We start from the raw sequence: 19,549 nt of genomic DNA on the forward strand, positions 1-19,549 counted from the left end.
AAACACCGATCAGGATGAAAAGATATATATCAATAGCAGTTCTTTCTAGCTTGCTGGTAGCATGCGGAGGAGGTAATGAACTCGATCAAAAAAAGGAAGAAGTGGTCAAGCTGAGAGACGAAATGCTGAAGATGAAACAGCAAGTGGCGGAGCTAGAAAGCGAGATCAAGACACAAGATCCAGAATATGGTAAGAAAGAAATCAATGCAGTATTGGTGACTACCATCAAAATGGAACCACAACACTTCGAACACAAAATCGAGGTAAGAGGTGGAGTAGAGTCTAGAACCAATGTAGTGGTGAGCTCGGAGATACCTGGTAAAATTATCAAAGTAGCGGTAGTAGAAGGACAAGTAGTCAAAAAGGGACAATTGTTGGTCGAGCTTGACAATGAGATATTGCGCAACAATATCGCTGAGTTGAAAACCAATTTGGAACTAGCGACGATTGTTGCTGACAAGCAAGCCAATCTTTGGGAGAAAAATATTGGAACTGAGATGCAGTATTTGGAGGCAAAGAACAACAAGGAATCGTTGGAGCGCAAGCTCGCAACTACTCGTTCGCAATTGAATCAGTCTAAGATTTTTGCACCATTCTCTGGCAGTATCGATGCGGTTGATGCGAAAACAGGTGAAATGGCGCAACCTGGGTCTCCATTGTTGAGAATCGTGAATCCTAATGATGTACACATCAACTCAGAAGTGTCAGAACGCTTTATCGGTAAGTTCAAGAAAGGAGATCAGGTAGATGTTTATTTCCCCTCTCAGGATCAAAAAGTCTCATCGGTGATTACATCGGTAGGACAGGTAATAAACAACGAAAACAGAACTTTTGGGCTGGAAGTAAGTTTGCCAAAACTGGATTTTCCTGTGAAGCCTAATCAAGTGGTGGTTTTGTCTATCAGGGACTACCAAAATGAATCATCGTTGAAGGTGCCTACTGAACTGATCCAAAAGGATAACAAAGGAACTTTCATCTATCAAATATTGGAAAAGGATGGAAACATGATTGCTGAAAAGCTCCATGTAGAAGTAGGAATTACCTATAACAACGAAACGGAAATTTTGTCAGGCTTGAAAAAGGGACAAATCATCGCTTACGAAGGTTACAGAGATTTGGCACAAGGAGTAGTGGTAGAAGTGCAAGCAGAAACCCCCAGCTCAGATGTCAACACAGTGGCATCTAAATAATCTTTTCAAACTCAAACTAGTATCTCATCATGGCTGAAAGCAGTGAAAATGATAAAAAAATAGAAAAGCAGTTTGGACTGACGACTCTTTCGATCAACAATCGTACGACCGTTTTTGTCTTGACAGCCCTTATTGTCATTATGGGGATTTCGACCTATATTGGATTGCCTAAAGAAAGCTTTCCAGAGGTCAGACAACCCATCGTATATATAGGTACTCCCCACCCAGGCAACTCACCTGTGGACATGGAGAACCTGATCACAAGACCTTTGGAAAAGGAGATCAATACCATCGCAGAGGTGGAGGAGATCAAATCTACGTCTGTTCAGGATTATTCTACGATCATCGTAGAGTTTACATCCAAAACTGACATAGAGGATGCTTTGACCAAGGTAAAGGATGCGGTAGATCGTGCCAAAACCGAACTACCCACTGACCTAGAGTCTGATCCCAATGTTTTTGAGATGAATTTCTCAGAGTTTCCAGTATTGAATATCAACTTGTCTGGAGATTTTAGCATCGAAGAGCTCAACGACTATGCAGAATATCTGGAAGATGAAATAGAAAAACTATCCGAAATCTCTAAAGTGGAAATCCGGGGGGTGGATGAGAAAGAGGTAAGAATCAATGTGGATCCCTATCAAATGGAAGCACGATTGGTGAACTTTGGGGATATTGAAAATGCCATCAGAGCGGAAAATATCACGCTATCTGGCGGTAACTTGAAGGAAGGAGATATTCGTAGATCTATCCGTGTAGTCGGAGAATTTACCGATCCTGAGCAATTGCTAGATGTAGTAATCAAACAGGAGAAGGGTAATATCGTCTATTTGGCAGATATCGCTGAAGTAGAGTTTGGCTACAAAGAGAAGCAAAGTTATGCTCGCCTCAATGGCAAGCCTGTGGTGATGATCGATGTGGTAAAGCGTAGTGGTGAAAACTTATTGATCGCCACTGACAAGATCAACGCGATCATCGAAAAAGCCAAAGAAAATGTGTTTCCAGAAAATCTAGAAACGACCATCACCAATGACCAATCTCAAGAGACCCGAGACATGGTCAGCAGTTTGGAAAACAACATTATTTCAGGAGTACTTCTGGTTGTACTTGTATTACTTTTCTTCTTAGGCACTAGAAACGCACTTTTTGTTGGGGTCGCCATACCACTCTCCATGTTTATGGCCTTTATGATTTTGGGGATGTTTGGAGTCACGATCAATACGATGGTGTTGTTCTCCCTCATCATGGCACTAGGTATGCTTGTGGATAACGGGATCGTGGTAGTAGAAAATGTCTACCGTCTCAGAGAGGAAGGATACAATATGTATGAAGCCACCAAAATAGGTGTGGGAGAGGTGGCATGGCCGATTATTGCATCAACAGCGACTACTTTGGCCGCATTTTTACCTTTGGCATTTTGGCCTGGGATTATGGGGGAGTTTATGAAATTCCTTCCGATCACACTGATTGTGACCTTGGGTTCGTCGTTGTTTGTTGCCTTGGTTATCAACCCTGTTTTGATTGCCGTATTCATGAAATTGGATCAAGGGGAGGAAGTCAATAAGAAGAAAATATTCATCTATTTTGCGGTGGCTTTGATCTTAGGGATTTTGATGATTCTGATCAATTGGACTGTAATGGGTAAATTGTCCATCACTTTAGGATTTGTGATACTACTCAATGTTTTTGTCTTGATTCCCGTGTCTAGACGATTCCAAAGTGCATTTTTACCTTGGTTAGAAGGACTGTATGGCAAACTGCTGACCTATGCTTTGGCTGGTGCTAGACCTTATTTGTTCTTTTGGGGTACAGTAGGTTTGCTTTTCTTTTCGATCTTATTGATGATGGTTTTTCCACCAGATGTGGAGTTCTTTCCTAAGACCTCACCAAAGTATGTGAATATATTCGTGGAGTATCCTGTAGGTACCGATGTAGAAAAGACCAATGAGTTTACCCAGGAAATTGAAAAGAAGGTGATGAAGGTCATCGAACCATATAGTGCAATCGTAGAATCTGTGGTTGCCAATGTAGGTGCTGGTGCTTCTGATCCAATGGATCTTTCTTCTTTTGGACAAAATGAGACGCCAAACAAAGGAAGAATTACAGTCAACTTTGAGGATTACAAAGACCGACAAGGAATCTCTACCAATGAAATATTGGATACATTGAGAGCAGCGATGGTTGGTTTTCCTGGAGTTGCCATTACCGTGGATCAAGATAGCAATGGACCTCCTGTTGGTAAACCCATTAGCATAGAGATTGCAGGTGAAGATTTCGCTAAGCTCATAGAAGTGTCGGAGCAGATGAAAAACTATATCAACAAGTCTGGTATAGAGGGAATCGAAAAGTTGAAATCTAACTTGGAAACAGGCAAACCAGAGTTGATCGTGGATATTGACAGAGACAAGGCCAGAAGATTTGGTTTGTCTACTCAATCTATCGCCATGGAGGTCAGAACGGCTCTGTTTGGCAAGGAAATCTCAAAATACAAAGAAGGAGAAGACGACTATGAGATTCAGCTGAGACTAAAGGAGAACTACCGATATGATATGGATGCACTCATGAACAAAAGTGTAGTGTATAGAAATCAGTCAAATGGCAAGATAGTGAGTGTACCGATTTCGTCTGTAGCTACTGCCGAATTGAGCTCTACCTACGGCTCTATCAGAAGGAAGGATCTGAAACGTGTAGTGACTATGACCTCCAACGTAGTTTCGGGATACAACGCAACAGTCATCAATGAAGAAATCAAAGAGTTGTTGTCGGATTATGAAATGCCCGTAGGTTATGAGTTCAAATTTGGAGGTGAGCAAGAGAAGCAAGCTGAAGAAATGGAATTCTTGAGTGGCGCACTGTTGGTGGCGGTATTCTTAATTTTCTTGATCATTGTATCCCAGTTCAACAAGGTTACAACTCCATTTATCATCATGACATCTGTGGTGTTGAGCACCATAGGTGTGTTCTTAGGCTTGGTGATATTTCAGATGAACTTTGTGGTGATTATGACCATGATTGGAATCATCTCGCTTGCGGGTATCGTGGTAAACAATGCCATTGTTTTGATCGACTTTATTGAGTTGAGTAGAGACAGAAAGCGATTGGAGTTGGGAGTGGATAAATTACCAATGAACGAGATTATCAACGCCATCGTTGTGGCTGGGTCTACGAGATTGCGTCCCGTATTGTTAACTGCCATTACTACTGTATTGGGATTGATTCCCTTGGCGGTAGGGCTCAATATCGACTTCATCAAGTTGTTTAGTGAAAACAACGCAGATTTTTACCTAGGAGGGGACAATGTTGCCTTTTGGGGACCTATGTCTTGGACGATTATTTTTGGATTGACATTCGCAACCTTCTTGACACTGGTCATCGTGCCTGTTATGTACCTGTTCTTCGCCAGAATCAACAGGAAACTAGGAGTAAGCTAAAAGAGTAAAATTGATATAATGCAAAGCGACGAGTGTAATGCTCGTCGCTTTTTTATGGTTTCTATGTTCTTGTTTCTGATTAGTCGCAATACCGTTATGGGTACATGGCAGCCAGAATTTAGTGTCTAAAGCAATCGATAAACTTCATCTTAGCGCATAGTGAAGAGCATACACCACGTTGCATAAATCTTTATTCAGTAAATAGTGAATTGATTTTCTCAACCAATTCTTCGCCGTGGATGTCTTTGGCGATGATGATGCCGTCTTTGTCGATGAGGAAGTTTTTGGGCAGAGCTGTTACAGAATAGTCCTGGCTGCTTTGCGTCTCATAGCCTTGTATGTTGGATACATTGACCCAATTGCGCTTGTCACTGTCTAGTGCTTTGATCCATGCCTTTTTGTTGTGCTCCAGGGCTACACCATAGATTTCAAAACCTTGGTCTTTGTACTGCTGATACAATTTCTGCAAGACTGGGTTTTCGGTACGGCAGGGAGAGCACCAACTACCCCAAAAATCTATGAGTGTATATTCTTTCATCGAAGAATACAGTGATATATCTGTCCCTGTTGTATCTGAGGCAATGATGTCTTTTGCAGAGCTGCCTACTGCAACCTGCTTCATTTTTTGGACCTTTTCGTTGAGATAGCTTGTGATAGGTAGTTTGGGATATTTTGCAGCAAATGCTGTGACCAAGCTATCATAGAAGGGAATGTCAGCATCATTGGTCCATCTCAGGGTAGTAGGATAGATGGCAATAGATATTCCCATTTTTTTTACGGCATACACCAGTGTGTCACGATACGCCTGTTCGGCTTGGAGTTGCTGACGACCTAGTATTTCGATTTCTTCAGCGTCTTTGGGATTATTTTGATCTCGAAGCGCGTAAAGTGTCTTACGGACTGGATAAACAGTTTTTTCCAAGATGGATTGCCTGAATGCTTCGTATGCTTCGAATTTTTCTGTGTCTTCTGATCCCAAAATTGTATAATCACTGCCAGATACTTTGATTTTGATTTGCTGGCTTGAGTCGGCCAATATGGGAATTTGGAGATTGCCAGACTCTAAAATGTAGTAGTGCGGAAGCAGGTCATAGTTTTTGACAATGGGTTCTCCATTTGTAGAGACTAGTGTGTCAACAACTACCCGTTGGTTCTGAGCTGGGTCGGTGACCTGATAGAGCAGAGATTTGTTTTGCAGTCCTGATACTTCTAGTGAAAATACCGCTGTAGTGATTGGCTCTTTGGGACTGCATGCCACCATGGCCAGTCCAATGAGTGATACTAGTAAGAAAAAGTTGTTTGATCGCATGTGTTGATTGTTCATTCCTTGGATGAACGAAAATAAGTCGATAAGTATTCAGAATTGATAAAAATATTCAGATTGGTTTTTTTGCTGACCATTCTTGGTTTCATCCTGCCGCTGATGTGATCTTCCAACTTTTACAAAGTCTGCTGTGTATGAATATTGGTATCTCATACTATCTTTGGTCACCCAAAAATGATTGTATGAATAAAATTTCAAAAGTGCATTTTGATGACACAGAGGTGGCATTCAATGACAAAAGCGACTTTGATCTAAAAAGAATGTATTTTCTGTTCTTTACCATGAATAACCCACTGATTGCCAAGTTGGGGATTTGGTTGACAGAGCTTGCCTTGAAAATACATCTCCCCATCAAGTTTTTAGTCAAGAAAACTATTTTCGCGCAGTTCTGTGGTGGCGAGTCCCTCAAGGATTCAATCAAAACAGTAGAAAAACTCGGAGACTCTTACATCCACACCATACTGGATTATTCTGTCGAGGGTGAGAGCAAAGAAAAGGTCTTTGATCAAAACAAAGTGGAGATCATTCAGTCTCTCAAACTGGCACAGACGACTAGCAATATTCCTACGGGAGTGATGAAACTTACAGGCTTTGTAGCCTTTGATTTGTTGGTAAAAAAGCAGGCAAGAAAAGAATTTACCAAAGAAGAACAAGTCAGGTGGGATGCATTCATCCAACGAGTAGAGGAGATCTGTCAGTATGCAGTGGATAGTGAAAAATACCTATTCATTGATGCGGAGGAATCTTGGATTCAAGAGCCAATTGACGAGATCGTCAACGACCTGATGAAAAAGCACAACAAGCGGACGGTGTACATCTTTAATACTTATCAGTTGTATAAGAAATCTTCTTTGGACAGTTTAAAGGCGATTCACCAAAAGGCAAAGGATGAAGGGTTCAAAGTAGGAGCGAAACTGGTACGAGGTGCCTACATGGAAAAGGAGAGGGAACGAGCCAGAGAGAAAGACTACCCTGACCCGATCCAGGTAGACAAAGCTGCAACAGATCAAGCCTATGATGAGGCATTGGCGTATTGTGTCAGCCACATCAAAACCATCTCCGTTTGTGCAGGCACACACAATGAGAAGAGTTCTCAATATTTGACACAATTGATGGAAGAACGACAAATCCGCAAGGATGATCCAAGGGTGTTTTTTGCGCAGTTGTATGGTATGAGTGACAATATCTCCTATACCTTGGCTGACTTGAGATACAATGTAGCCAAATATGTACCCTATGGCCCAGTCAAAAAAGTGCTACCCTACCTGATGCGAAGAGCCCAAGAGAATACTTCGATTGCTGGACAAAGCAGTCGTGAATTTTTGCTGGTCAAGCATGAGATGAAGAGAAGAAAAAGAAACAATTCGTAGAGATAAGTAGGTTTTTTTTGAGTGCAAGGCGAAAAATACCTATCTTCCGATTTTTAAGTTTTAGCAACTGTAAATGGTCAAGGAGAAAAGAGAAGCTAGCCTGCTGCAAGCATTTATTCCAATAATATTTCTAATTCTATTCCTAAGTATCAATGTCTTCATATTTGGAGATTCTGCCCTAGATGGATCCAATCAGATTGTTCTGATTCTATCGGGTGCGGTGGCCGCAGTGATTGCATTTGGTTTAGGCTATTCTTGGGATGATATTTTAAACGGGGTTACCAAGAGTATCAATTCAGCCATGCCATCCATGTTGATCTTGTTGTTGATAGGATCCCTAGCAGGGAGTTGGTTGATCAGTGGGATCGTACCAGCGATGATTTACTATGGTTTACAGATTCTCAATCCCTCCATCTTTTTGTTTGCGGCATGTATCGTGTGTGCGATTGTATCCATGGCAACTGGTAGTTCTTGGACTACTTCTGCCACTGTTGGTATCGCGTTGATTGGAATAGGGCAGACAATGGGTATTCACGAAGGCTGGGTCGCAGGAGCGATTTTGTCTGGTGCCTATTTTGGGGATAAAATGTCTCCCTTGTCAGATACCACCAACCTCGCACCAGCGATGGCTGGCTCGGATTTGTTTACTCATATCAAATACATGGCCTATACGACGATTCCTTCTATCACCATCACACTGTTGATTTTTTTGATTGCAGGGTTTGTTCATGAGCCTGCATCAGATGAGATCGGAACAGCTGCTGTGCTACAAGCCATTGATGACAAATTTTACATTTCCTTGTCCCTCTTTATAGTTCCTGCAATTGTCATCATCATGATTGTCAAGAAAGTGCCTGCCTTGCCTGCACTATTGGTGGGGACACTTTTGGGCATCATACAGGCTTTGATCTGTCAGCAAAACATCATCTTGGAGGTAGCTGGTATGGGTGATGCTTTAGGCTGGGAAGTGATCTATGTAGGCTGCATGAAGGCACTCTATGGCTCGGTAGGTGTAGAGACGAGCAATGCCATGGTCAACGAGTTGCTAAGTTCTGGAGGCATGTATGGGATGCTCAATACGGTGTGGCTCATCTTGAGTGCCATGGTGTTTGGTGGTATTATGGAAGGTGGCGGATTCTTGAAGAAAATAGCTGCTGCGATTATCAAAGTAGTGAATAGCACGGGTTCGTTGATTGCTTCTACTGCTGGTTCGTGTATATTTTTCAACATCACTGCTTCGGATCAATATTTGGCCATTGTCGTGCCAGGTAGAATGTATGCAGACATATACAGAGAGAAGGGGCTGGCTCCAGAGAACCTCAGTCGTACCTTAGAAGACTCGGGAACAGTGACTTCCGTATTGATTCCATGGAATACCTGTGGTGCGTATCACTCCTCAGTATTGGGAGTGGGCACTTTGACTTTTGCTCCCTATTGTTTTTTTAATATTATTAGCCCTTTGATGACGGTATTATTTGGATATCTTAACATCAAGATTAGAAAATTGGGCCAAAAGGAAGATTAATGCGCGTAAGAAAAATTAGCAAAGAGGAGGTAAATGAACTTCCACTCATCAAATATGAAGGTAAATCCATAGTCGTAGAGGACATCTCTGCTGTCCAGGAAGCTGCTAATTACTTGAGTCAATTTTCCTTGTTGGGATTTGATACCGAAACCAAACCAGCATTTAAGAAGGGACAGGTGTACCCTGTAGCATTGTTGCAATTGGCAGCCCCAGACCGTGTATATTTGATCCGTTTGTTGCAGACAGGGCTGCCTCAGGAGATAATTGATTTGTTTGAAAATCCTAAGATCACCATCGCTGGAATCGGGATCAGAGATGATATCAAAGACTTGAAAAAGATTAAAAACTTCAATCCAGCTGCTTTTGTAGATTTGAATGAACTAGCCAAGACCTTAGGGTTTGAGAGCATCGGTGCGAGGAATTTTGCAGGCATGTTCCTCAAAGGCAGAATCTCCAAAAGTCAACAAGTGTCCAATTGGGAAAACGAAGAATTGACAGATGCGCAGATAGACTATGCTGCCACTGACGCTTGGATCTGTATCGAGATCTATAAGAAGATGAACAAGCTCGAATCATAAGCAACCTCACACCATGAACCACTCTAATTTCTTGGAGTCACTTGCAGCCAGATGCAAGGAACAATTTGAAGAGAACTGTGGTCAGTTACATATCATATTTCCAAACAAGCGAGCCGGACTGTACTTTGCTACCTATCTCGCGGAGTTGTACGAGAAGCCCGTTTGGTCACCCATCATCACCTCTTTTGAGTCTTTTGTCGAGGAGCAACAGGATAGAAAATTGGCAGACGAACTACAGCTCAGCTTTGTGCTTTACAAAGCCTATAAAAGCCTATTGCCACATGCTGAGGCATTTGACGCCTTTTTGCCTTGGGGCGAAATGATCCTCAAGGATTTCAACGACATAGATAACTATCTCGTCGAGACCAATCACATTTTCCGAGTGATCAAGTCACAAAAGGAGCTAGACGATTCCTTCGATTTCCTCTCGGAGGATGACAAGAAAATCATACAGGGCTTTTGGCAAGGGTTCTTGCCTGAGCCTGACAAGAAGCAAACCGAGTTTATCAAGACTTGGTCCATCCTGGATCAGCTCTATGAGCGGTTCAACACCCTGCTCCAAGAGCAGAATCTAGTTTATAAAGGCCGTCTTTTTCGAGAATTTTCCGACAATTGTGATTCTCTCGTAGGCAAGCAGGTCTGGTTTGCGGGCTTCAATGCCCTCACCAGAGCAGAGGAGAAAATCATCAAACGCTGTCTCGATGGTGGGCAGTCCGATATCTTCTGGGAGATAGATAGTTACTATTTCGAAGGAGAGTACCAGGAGTCTGGTCTTTTTTTTCGTGAATACGCCAAAGACCCTGCTTTCAAAGCCAGTATCGAGCGGGACATCCAAAGTCAGATCAATCACAAGAACAAGCAGATCGAACTGGTCTCCGCTCCACTGAGAATGGGACAGATCATGGCGACATGCCAGCAACTGGAGCAGTTGTCGCTCAGCGCTGGAGGGATCAAGGATACCTTGGTCATCTTGGCGGATGAGTCTTATCTGCCCAATCTGCTCGATAAATTGCCTCCGTCGGTAGGAGCTGTCAATGTGACTATGGGCTGGGGTATAGGTCATGCCAGATTTTACATCCTGCTACAAAAACTCATCGAGCTACAATACAGCCTAAGCAAAAACAAAGGACGACAGCTCAAATTCAAAGAATTGCAATCCATCCTGTCGTTCAATGATCTCCTCGCTATTTCGGACGATGATGTGGAGACATTTATCAAGCATTGTCTGGCAGAGAATAGATATCTTTTCCAATTGGAAGATTTCGAGGAAGAGTTTCCCCATTTGGTAGAATTGATTCAACCCAAAGAGGTGTCTGGAGACTATTTGGATGCTTTGGTCGATTTTATCCAAGCGATGGATTTGGAAATGTTGGGAGCACTGGATAAATCGGTGGCAATTACCCTTCATTCCACATTCAAAAGATTGGCTAGCGCCTCGGCTGATCAGCAGATCGAGTTGTCGATGGCTTCTCTGCTGCGATTGTACAAGAAGCTCGGCAACACCATCAAACTGCCTTTTACAGGAGAGCCCAATAGCAACCTGCAGGTGATGGGGATCTTGGAGACCAGAAACTTGAGCTTCAAAAATGTACTCATCGTCGGGATGAATGAGGGATCATGGCCCAAGGATTCGAGCACGTCATCTTTCATTCCCTACAACATTCGCAAGGCATTTGACCTGCCCACTACCGAGCATCAGGACGCCATGCAAGCCTATTTGTTCTACAGGTTGCTACACAATACAGAGAGTATGTGGATCACCTACAACAACATCACGGAGTTTAACAAGAACGGCGAACTGAGTCGCTATGTCCAGCAGCTCCAGTATGAGTCAGAGATCCAATTCGTCGAGTCATCGGTAGAGACCAAGGTGTTGGCAGAGCCTGTCTTTCATATCACCAAACAGAAAAATGGTGAGACTCTGACGCAGTTGCGGCGCTATTTGGTTGGGAGCGAAAACCCCCGTCGATTGTCTCCCTCTGCTCTCAATACCTACATTGATTGCAAGTTGAAATTCTATTTCAATTACATCGAAGAGATCTATGAACCCGACGAAATCAAAGAGGATATCGACCCATCACTCTTGGGCAATCTCCTGCATACCTCGATGGAGTTCCTCTACGAGGGCAAAAAGGAGCTGACAGAGGAGGTCATGAAGGAGCTGGTCGGGCAAATAGAATCAGCAGTGAATCGCTCCTTCGTGGAGAACAAATTGGAGATTGATCAGGTCAAAAAGGCCAGAGGGCGTCAGTTGATTGTCTATGAGGTGATCAAGCAGTTTGTATCCTACATCCTCAAAGCAGATACGAGGTACACGCCGTTTGAGGTGATTGCCTTGGAGTCCAAGGACTACACAGTAGATTTTGAGATCGAGACACTGGAAGGTACCGAGAAAGTAGGATTGAAGGGCGTGATCGATAGGGTAGATCGCAAGAATGAACACATCCGAATTGTGGATTACAAATCGGGTCGTGACAACCGCGAGTTCTCAGACATCGCACAACTCATAGATGTCGACGCAGGTGACAACCGCAACAAGGGTGTCTTTCAGCTCCTGTACTATTCCATGCTGTACAAGGATAATCACCCAGGTTTGACATTGCCGATTCAGCCATTGATGTACAACAGCAAGGACCTGCATCAGCCAGACTTTGACGGGCAACTCAAACAAAAAGGCAACAAAGAGGCAGGGCGCACGGCTGGTGTACTGACAGACTATAGCATGGTAGAGGATGAGTTCAAGGAGACTCTGACATACCTACTGACCGAGATCTTCAATACCTCCATCGACTTTACCCAAACCGAAGACCTAAGGAAGTGCCAGTATTGCCCTTACATAGAGATTTGTAGGAGGGGATAGTAGTCTTTGGCGTTGGTAAGCTTATCAAGTCCCTCTTCTTAGTCACAAGGGTGAAAAGCAACTGCATAAGTAACTATACGCTTGCTGTTCAATCGCTTCCATTGACCGCATGTTGAGCCAAAAAGATATATATCTTTTCTGAAAATGATATATAGGGTTATAAAAAAAGATATATATCTTATTGAAAAATGACTTATATCTTTTTATCTGGACATAAGCACCATGAAGGTAAAGGGTACTTATCAAGAGGGTAGTGTGAAGTCAAAAAGAGGGCAAAAGTAAAGTTAACCTGGTGCTGGGGTAACCTATACTGACCGAAACCAAAAGGCAAAAGTGAGAGAGAGAAGGGAAGATTGTGTCTATTGACGAAACCTATCAGGTTTTCAAAACCTGATAGGTTTGAGGTGAATGCCTCGCAATCATCTCCCTGTATCGGGGTATTTTTCAATCGTACAGGGGCTTTTGGGGTAAGAGATTGGTATTTAATTGGGAAGAATAGTTTATTCTTGGTTACAATTCATAAACTAAAAACACATTTACTCTCGTCGCTGTACTAGATGTGAATGAAACAAATAAAACTATTAGATTTACTCATGCCATAGGGCAAGTATGCGGACAAAAGTTCCGCTTGCTCAAATGGTGTAGCACATTACTTTCATGACGAAAAAAGAACTAGTTAAACTTATCCCCTTCGGAATCGCTTGCATACTTTTTTTAACCTATGCGATTCAGGTACTATTAATGCCAAGTCATATCAACGAAGAAGGAAATGAAGTCACTTATTCAATGGTGGATTCAGTAAAATACGCGGGCTTTGGATTAGCAATCGTTTTAACACTGATACTAGTTAAGAAACCAGTTTGGAAATATGCCTTTGCCATTCTAACCATTTTAGCGTTTTCTGAATACATCAACTTTTATCCTAACACTTTCTCTTTTGGCATTGGTATCATCTCTTTCGAACTAACGGCATTGAGCCTCCTTATTTTTCACCTAGCCCTGAACCCTGAAGTGTTTCAGTCCTTCAAAGGATTCATAAAACCCAAACCAGAATCGGAGGAATCCAAGGAGTCAAAATTTGAGTCAGCTGTGAACGGTTTTGAAACAAGATTCAATAAGAAGTCTACGGACGAACTTCGTAACATCGTTGAACAGAACTCGCTAGTTCCCGAAGCGGTTGAAGCTGCAAAAAGGCTGTTGGAACGGAGATAAACGTGCTACAACATTGTGTATGGACGCATGTGCGAACTGAGCATTTAGCCAGCGTCGATGGAACGAACCCGTGCATCTGCCGCGGCAATTACTTCTCTGCTTATAGGGAGATCAGTTCGCCGCACTGGAAGATCGGGAGAACGTAGCTCTCACCGATTTGCTAGTAGGTTCGGCAGATTTTCACTACTTTGGCTGTATTATCAAACGACACGCACACGCACCATATCTTGGTTATGGCGCATGAGCGTAAAAAATGGAAGAACAATTACCTACACCTTTATCCGAATTAATATTATTGAACCTTTACCTTGGCTCTATTACATACCTACTAGGAATCGTATTTATAGCTCTTGTTTTAAGGGCAAATCAATTCACATGGTTGAAGCTCATATTAATCTCATCTTTAACCATTTTTTTGGGTCTGATAGCCTCATTTCTAATTTGGGCAATCTGGCCAACATCATACGATTTTATGATTGGCCCAATACATATTCCAACTTTTATCGGGGTTGCTACAATTTCAACCTCACTCTTGATAATTCTAGGTAACAAGATGAGATTCAGCAAACTCTCATGAACAACTTACTATGAATCTTCTACACTGCTTGTCTATACTTCGACGGGGCTCAGTATGACAAGGAATCAGAGTCTTGGGCGCAGCTCAGAGGAGATTTTCGCCTTCTGAATGCAGGGCCGTTTGAAACCGTTGTGAGCTTCAGCGGATTTCGCTAGATTGTGTTTTTTTACAAGCTGTGGGCTTACAACCGATAGTTGATTGATAGCTGTCACGCTGAAAAAAAACACGCTGAATGAAAAACCAATATCTAAATAGCGTCAAAAGGCAGTTTGAATATTATAAATCTGTCGGAGAAAAAACCTTTGACCAACTTGATCAACAAAACCTTCTGTGGCAATATGACGAAGGGTCGAATTCTATCGCCATAACCGTAAACCATCTTTGGGGAAATATGAAATCTCGTTGGACAGATTTTTTGGTGTCTGACGGAGAAAAGGAATGGAGAAACAGGGATTCAGAATTTGAATCGGTGATAAAAACCAAAGAAGAATTGATTGAAAAATGGAATGAGGGGTGGAAATGTTTGTTCGATGCATTAGATACTATAAATCAAGACAACTTTGAAACAAAAGTGTATATCCGAAACCAGGAGCATTCTGTTTTGGATGCGATAAATAGACAGTTAGCCCATTATTCTTATCATATTGGACAAATTGTTTATATAGGCAAAATGATTAAGGGAGATGAATGGAAAAGTTTGAGTATTCCAAAAGGAAAATCAACCGTATTTAATGAAGAGAAATTTTCAAGAGGAAAGCATAAAGGGCATTTTTCAGACGATTTAAAAAAATAAAACTTGCCACCACATTGTGCCTCGTTAAAGGATGGCGTTTTGTTAAGCAGGATATTTTCGGCTGGATTGGACAGCCCACCACCAGGTTGAGATCAAAACGTGACGATGCGCGAGATGAGAGGTTTGTGCGTTCCAACAGCCCACTGACCATGGCGGGTTGTTGGTACTGAAGACATAAAAAAGCCCTGAGATCTTTAAAACTCAGGGCTAATAATCAAACCAAACAATCAATTTTGGGTTACAACAGTTGGTTAATCAAAGAGCGTATTTGTTTTTGCTAATCAAGTGATCCGCAATCTCACGACGGAGTTCTTTTACATTGACTGGATTGGATTTGGTAAATCTTTTCAGTCCCATCATCATGACTTTTTGTTCGTCACCTTTGGTAAACGAAGCGATGGCATCCTTTCCGGCTTTGTTTATTTTTTCTGCAGCTTCATACAAGTACACTTTGGCTACATTGGTAGGCAGTTTGTGTGCATCGGCACCACCGATACTTACTAGTTTTTCTGCCCTCAATACTGCGGACTCTGCAGCATAGATTTGAATCATCATGTCGGCGATGTTCATCATGATCTCTTGCTCAGTCTCGAATGCTGGTCCAAAAGTCTGTGCTGCTTTGCCAGCTACCATCAAGACTGCTTTTTTGAGTCTCTTCAGTACTTCTTTCTCTTCTGCGAAAGGCTTGGACAAGTCTGGCATGTCAAATGAAGGCACAGAAGTCAATTCTTTGGCTACTGCCATCGCTGGTTCCATGATGTTGAGTTCACCTTTCATGGCGCGTTTGAGAATCATACCTACCATCAGCATGCGGTTGATTTCGTTGGTGCCTTCGTAGATTCTGGTGATTCGGGCATCACGGTAGGCTCTCGCCATGGGTGCATCTTCGGAGAATCCCATGCCTCCATAGATTTGGACTCCTTGATCGACTACATAATCCAATGCCTCAGAACCAATGATCTTGATGATGGCGCACTCGATAGAGAACTGCTCAAAGCTTTTCAACTTGGCTTGACCATCTTCCATGCCGTCAGCGATGAGATCTGCGATACAATCATCGATGTTTTGACCAGCACGGTAGGATGCTGATTCGGTGATCCATGTTTGGATCGCCATCTCAGCCAGTTTGTGCTTGATCGCTCCAAAATTGGCGATGGCAGTGTTGAACTGCTTTCTTTCGTTGGCATAGGTGACGGCATAGTTGACGACTTCCTTGCATCCACCCAATACGCCAGCACCCAGTTTGATACGTCCGATGTTGAGGATGTTTACGGCGATTTTGAAACCATTTTCTCTATCGGAGAGCATATTCTCAACTGGTACTTTGCAGTCGTTGAAGAAAACTTGGCGGGTCGATGACCCCTTGATACCCAACTTCACTTCTTCGTCGTTCATCGTGATCCCACCAAATGTTTTTTCTACTATGAAAGCAGTTAGTTTTTTGTCATCATCGATCTTCGCAAATACGATGAATAGATCCGCAAATCCAGCATTGGATATCCACATTTTCTGACCATTGATCAAATAGTGTTTGCCATCCGAGGAGAGCGTTGCCTTGGTTTTGCCAGAGTTGGCATCCGATCCAGCGTCTGGCTCAGTGAGACAGTAGCATGATTTCCATTCGCCTGATGAGATGAGAGGGAGGTATTTTTTCTTTTGTTCCTCAGTACCATAGTAGAGTATAGGTAGGGTGCCGATACCCGTATGTGCGCCATAGGTAGTAGAGAACGAACCCGTCTCACCAATGACATCTGCGATGAGCATAGAGGTATTGAAGTTCATTCCCAATCCACCGTATTCTTCTGGGATGGATACCCCGAGCAATCCTAGCTCACCTGCTTTGGTCATCAGATCAGGAACGATTGTACCTTCTTGTTTTTCGATTTTGTCTCTGACGGGTTGAATCTCTTTGTCAATGAAGTCTTTGGTGGCTTGTGCCATCATTTTTTGCTCTTCAGTAAATTCGGCTGGGATGAAGATTTCTTCTGCTGAGGTCTCTCTGATTAAAAATTCTCCTCCTTTGATTGATCTCTTAGTTGCTTGGGCTTCCATATTCTATCACTTAAATGTGTTTGGTTCTTTATGAGGTTATTATGCGTGCATAACATATCAAATATATAAAATAATAGTATGCGTGCATAATAAAGAAAAGAAAATATTTTAGTGAGTCATGTGTAATCTGAAGTAAAAAAATAGGCCTCAGTTGTTTTTCAACTGAGGCCTATTTTTTTATACTGTGGTTTGAATAGAATTATTCATCTTTTAGTGTTTTCGCAGGATTCAACATGGCTGTGGTGATAGATCTATGGCTAATGGTCACTAAGGCTATCACGAGTGTCATGATGAAAGAAAGTGCGAAAAATTCATACCCAATATCGATGTGGTAGGTGTATCCGCTTAGCCATTCATTCATAACATAGAAAGCCAATGGGGAAGCGATTACAAAGGCAATAACTGTTAGAGTCAGGATTTCTTTTGAGAAAATTCCTAAAATGCTCAATACAGAAGCGCCCAATACTTTTCTCACCCCGATCTCTTTAGTTCTATTGATGGCAATGAATGAGATGAGCCCATACAAACCTAGACAACCGATGAGGATGGATATCAGTGAAAAGATTCTCATGAGTGAGGTGATACTTTGTTCAGTTTCGTAACGCTCTTTTAATTCTTGGTCATAGAATTCATAATCCAATACATGCTCAGGATATACTTTTTCCCATGATTCTTCAAAATGTGAAATACCGCTTTTGATTTGATCGAGCGATGAAATTTTGATGGAGAAGCTATAGAATACACTAGGAAGATAAATTAGAACCGTATAATCTATGTCATCTTCTAGAGACTGGGTATGAAAGTTCTCGACTACTCCGATTACTTTTTTATCACCGCCTACACCAGTTACTAATTTTTCTCCAATTACTGCTTGATAATTATCTTTAAAACCCATCAAGTCAGCTAGTTTTCTATTGATAAGGATTTCAGTCGGAAAGGAATCAATCTTATGGATTTTCTGACCTGCAATTAGTTCTAAGTCAAAGAAATCCATGTAGTACTCGTCACAGAACTTGAAATTAGCGTGATAACTATTCTTCGAATCAAGTGGGGCATAATTAATGTTGGAAAAGGAGTTGCTATTACCAGTGGGTTGGCTAATAGCAAAGGTGATACCTGAAATGTGAGGAGACTGTAGCATGATTTCTCTAAATCTTTCACGCTTTGTATCATCCTGATCTGGCAATCCTGAATTGATGACTGCTTGAGTTTCAAATCCTAGTTTTTTTTTACTAAAGAATTCCATCTGTGCGTCGACTATGAGTGTACCAATAATCAAGAATTGAGACAAAGCAAACTGAAATACAATTAGTCCTTTTCTGAGAGAGAGTCCACCAGAATTGGTTTTAGTAGTGATCTTACTTTTTAGAGCTAAAATGGCATTCATTTTCGACAAAAGTATGGAAGGGTAAAAGCCTGAAGTAAAGCTGACTACTAGAAACAATACGGTAAGAAATCCAATGGAGGGAAGGTCATTCAACAAATCAAGAATCAATCTATATCCCAAAATATCCTCCAAGAGAATGAACATGATTTCGGCGATTGCTAATGATGCGATAATAGATACGAAGGTGATCAAGGCAATTTCTAACATGAATTGTACTATCAGCTGACTGGATTGTGCACCTATCGCCTTTCTCACACCAATTTCTTTGGCTCTGTTAGCTGCCTGAGCAGTAGCAAGGTTGATGAAGTTGATACAAGCTGTCAACACCAAAAAGAGGGCAATGGCTGCTAGAGCATAAAGGAATTCTTTGGGTATAGTCCTAGAATAGGCACCATACTCTTCGTCGAAGTGAATGCTGGACAGGGGTTGAGTGACAAATCTTTCTGTTTCGGTTTCCTCTTTGGAATAATGCTTCTCTACAAATTCAACTAATTTCTCGTCAAACTGTTTTGGATCAAATTCTTTAGAGGTCAATATGTAGGTGTTAGTATTAGAACTGGTCGAATTCCACTCTTTTCCCTCTTTGAAATATGGATTGGAGGGAGCTTGCCCATGATATTCGAATAGCATGGTAAATGGGAAGTTGGTTGTTTCAGGTGGATCAGCTATGATTCCTATGACTTTGAAAATCTCCTCTTAAGTCCACGATTTTGCCCATGGCTTCTACTTCATGTCCATTTTCTAATCCAAATAATTTCTTAGCAGCAGAAAGTGACAATACGACAGTATTAGGTTCGGAGAGTGCTGTTTCCTTGTTGCCAGCAAGCCATTCTGTAGTAAATATTTTAAAGAAACTATTTTCTGTAAACACGATTCCTTCATCGAGCAGAAATTTTTGAATGTCTCCATTTGGTTTTTTGATGTTGATCTGTGCTTCTTCCTGATAGTAGGTTCGAGTTACTTGCTCGATGTCTGGATAATCTTCGATGAGAGCTGGACCTACAGGGTGAGGGGTGCCCATTCCTTTGTCGACTCTATCTGGGTAGATGGACTCATTGGAGATGCGATAGATGTTTTCATATCTCTCTTGGTGTTTGTCATAGCTGTTTTCAAATTGAATCACTTTGAAAATAACCAATGAACATCCTATCCCCAGTGCTAGGCCAATGATATTGATCAAAGCATAAGTGCGGTTCTTAGTTAGGTTTCGAATGGCTGTGATGAGATAGTTTCTTAGCATGTGAGTCTTT

12 protein-coding genes are annotated in these 19,549 nt (G+C 42.0%); 8 read left to right on the top strand and 4 right to left on the bottom strand.

Features of this window, described 5'->3' with window-relative positions; all coding sequences use genetic code 11:
- Positions 1-14: 14 nt before the first annotated feature.
- Positions 15-1,190 carry an efflux RND transporter periplasmic adaptor subunit gene (locus N6H18_RS12580; RefSeq protein WP_262308625.1) on the top strand — a complete coding sequence of 392 codons (1,176 nt, stop codon included), beginning with the start codon at positions 15-17 and terminating at the stop codon, positions 1,188-1,190.
- A gap of 29 nt (positions 1,191-1,219) precedes the next feature.
- Entirely contained in the window at positions 1,220-4,621 is a 3,402-nt protein-coding gene (locus N6H18_RS12585) for an efflux RND transporter permease subunit (RefSeq protein ID WP_262308626.1), read from the top strand.
- A gap of 190 nt (positions 4,622-4,811) precedes the next feature.
- Here the strand turns inward: N6H18_RS12585 and N6H18_RS12590 are convergent, their stop codons facing one another.
- Entirely contained in the window at positions 4,812-5,930 is a 1,119-nt protein-coding gene (locus N6H18_RS12590; protein WP_262308627.1) for a TlpA family protein disulfide reductase, read from the bottom strand.
- Between the two features lie 197 nt (positions 5,931-6,127).
- On the opposite strand from N6H18_RS12590, the gene N6H18_RS12595 reads away from it, so the two are divergent.
- From N6H18_RS12595 to N6H18_RS12620, 6 genes are all read left to right on the top strand, one after another.
- Entirely contained in the window at positions 6,128-7,315 is a 1,188-nt protein-coding gene (locus N6H18_RS12595; protein ID WP_262308628.1) for a proline dehydrogenase family protein, read from the top strand.
- A 73-nt stretch (positions 7,316-7,388) separates the two neighbouring features.
- Positions 7,389-8,840: a Na+/H+ antiporter NhaC gene (gene nhaC / locus N6H18_RS12600; protein ID WP_262308629.1), complete on the top strand. Its 1,452-nt coding sequence runs from the start codon at positions 7,389-7,391 to the stop codon at positions 8,838-8,840.
- Positions 8,840-9,418 (top strand): 3'-5' exonuclease, encoded by a 579-nt coding sequence (locus N6H18_RS12605; protein ID WP_262308630.1) that lies wholly within the window; start codon positions 8,840-8,842, stop codon positions 9,416-9,418. The genes nhaC and N6H18_RS12605 overlap by 1 nt, the downstream gene beginning before the upstream one ends.
- A gap of 13 nt (positions 9,419-9,431) precedes the next feature.
- Positions 9,432-12,278: a PD-(D/E)XK nuclease family protein gene (locus tag N6H18_RS12610; RefSeq protein ID WP_262308631.1), complete on the top strand. Its 2,847-nt coding sequence runs from the start codon at positions 9,432-9,434 to the stop codon at positions 12,276-12,278.
- 657 nt (positions 12,279-12,935) lie between these two features.
- Complete coding sequence (locus N6H18_RS12615; protein ID WP_262308632.1) at positions 12,936-13,490, top strand: hypothetical protein; 555 nt, start codon at positions 12,936-12,938, stop codon at positions 13,488-13,490.
- A gap of 809 nt (positions 13,491-14,299) precedes the next feature.
- Positions 14,300-14,860 carry a DUF1572 domain-containing protein gene (locus tag N6H18_RS12620; RefSeq protein ID WP_262308633.1) on the top strand — a complete coding sequence of 187 codons (561 nt, stop codon included), beginning with the start codon at positions 14,300-14,302 and terminating at the stop codon, positions 14,858-14,860.
- Between the two features lie 255 nt (positions 14,861-15,115).
- Here N6H18_RS12620 and N6H18_RS12625 read toward each other — a convergent pair whose 3' ends face one another.
- From N6H18_RS12625 to N6H18_RS12635, 3 genes are all read right to left on the bottom strand, one after another.
- Positions 15,116-16,912, bottom strand: coding sequence for an acyl-CoA dehydrogenase family protein (locus tag N6H18_RS12625; RefSeq protein ID WP_262308634.1), 1,797 nt, complete (start codon positions 16,910-16,912; stop codon positions 15,116-15,118).
- 199 nt (positions 16,913-17,111) lie between these two features.
- On the bottom strand, positions 17,112-18,929 hold the full coding sequence (locus N6H18_RS12630) for an ABC transporter permease (protein WP_262308635.1): 1,818 nt from the start codon (positions 18,927-18,929) through the stop codon (positions 17,112-17,114).
- 31 nt (positions 18,930-18,960) lie between these two features.
- Positions 18,961-19,539: an ABC transporter permease gene (locus N6H18_RS12635; RefSeq protein ID WP_262308636.1), complete on the bottom strand. Its 579-nt coding sequence runs from the start codon at positions 19,537-19,539 to the stop codon at positions 18,961-18,963.
- Positions 19,540-19,549: the final 10 nt, after the last annotated feature.

It is taken from the genome of Reichenbachiella agarivorans (assembly GCF_025502585.1).
Lineage (GTDB): Bacteria > Bacteroidota > Bacteroidia > Cytophagales > Cyclobacteriaceae > Reichenbachiella > Reichenbachiella agarivorans.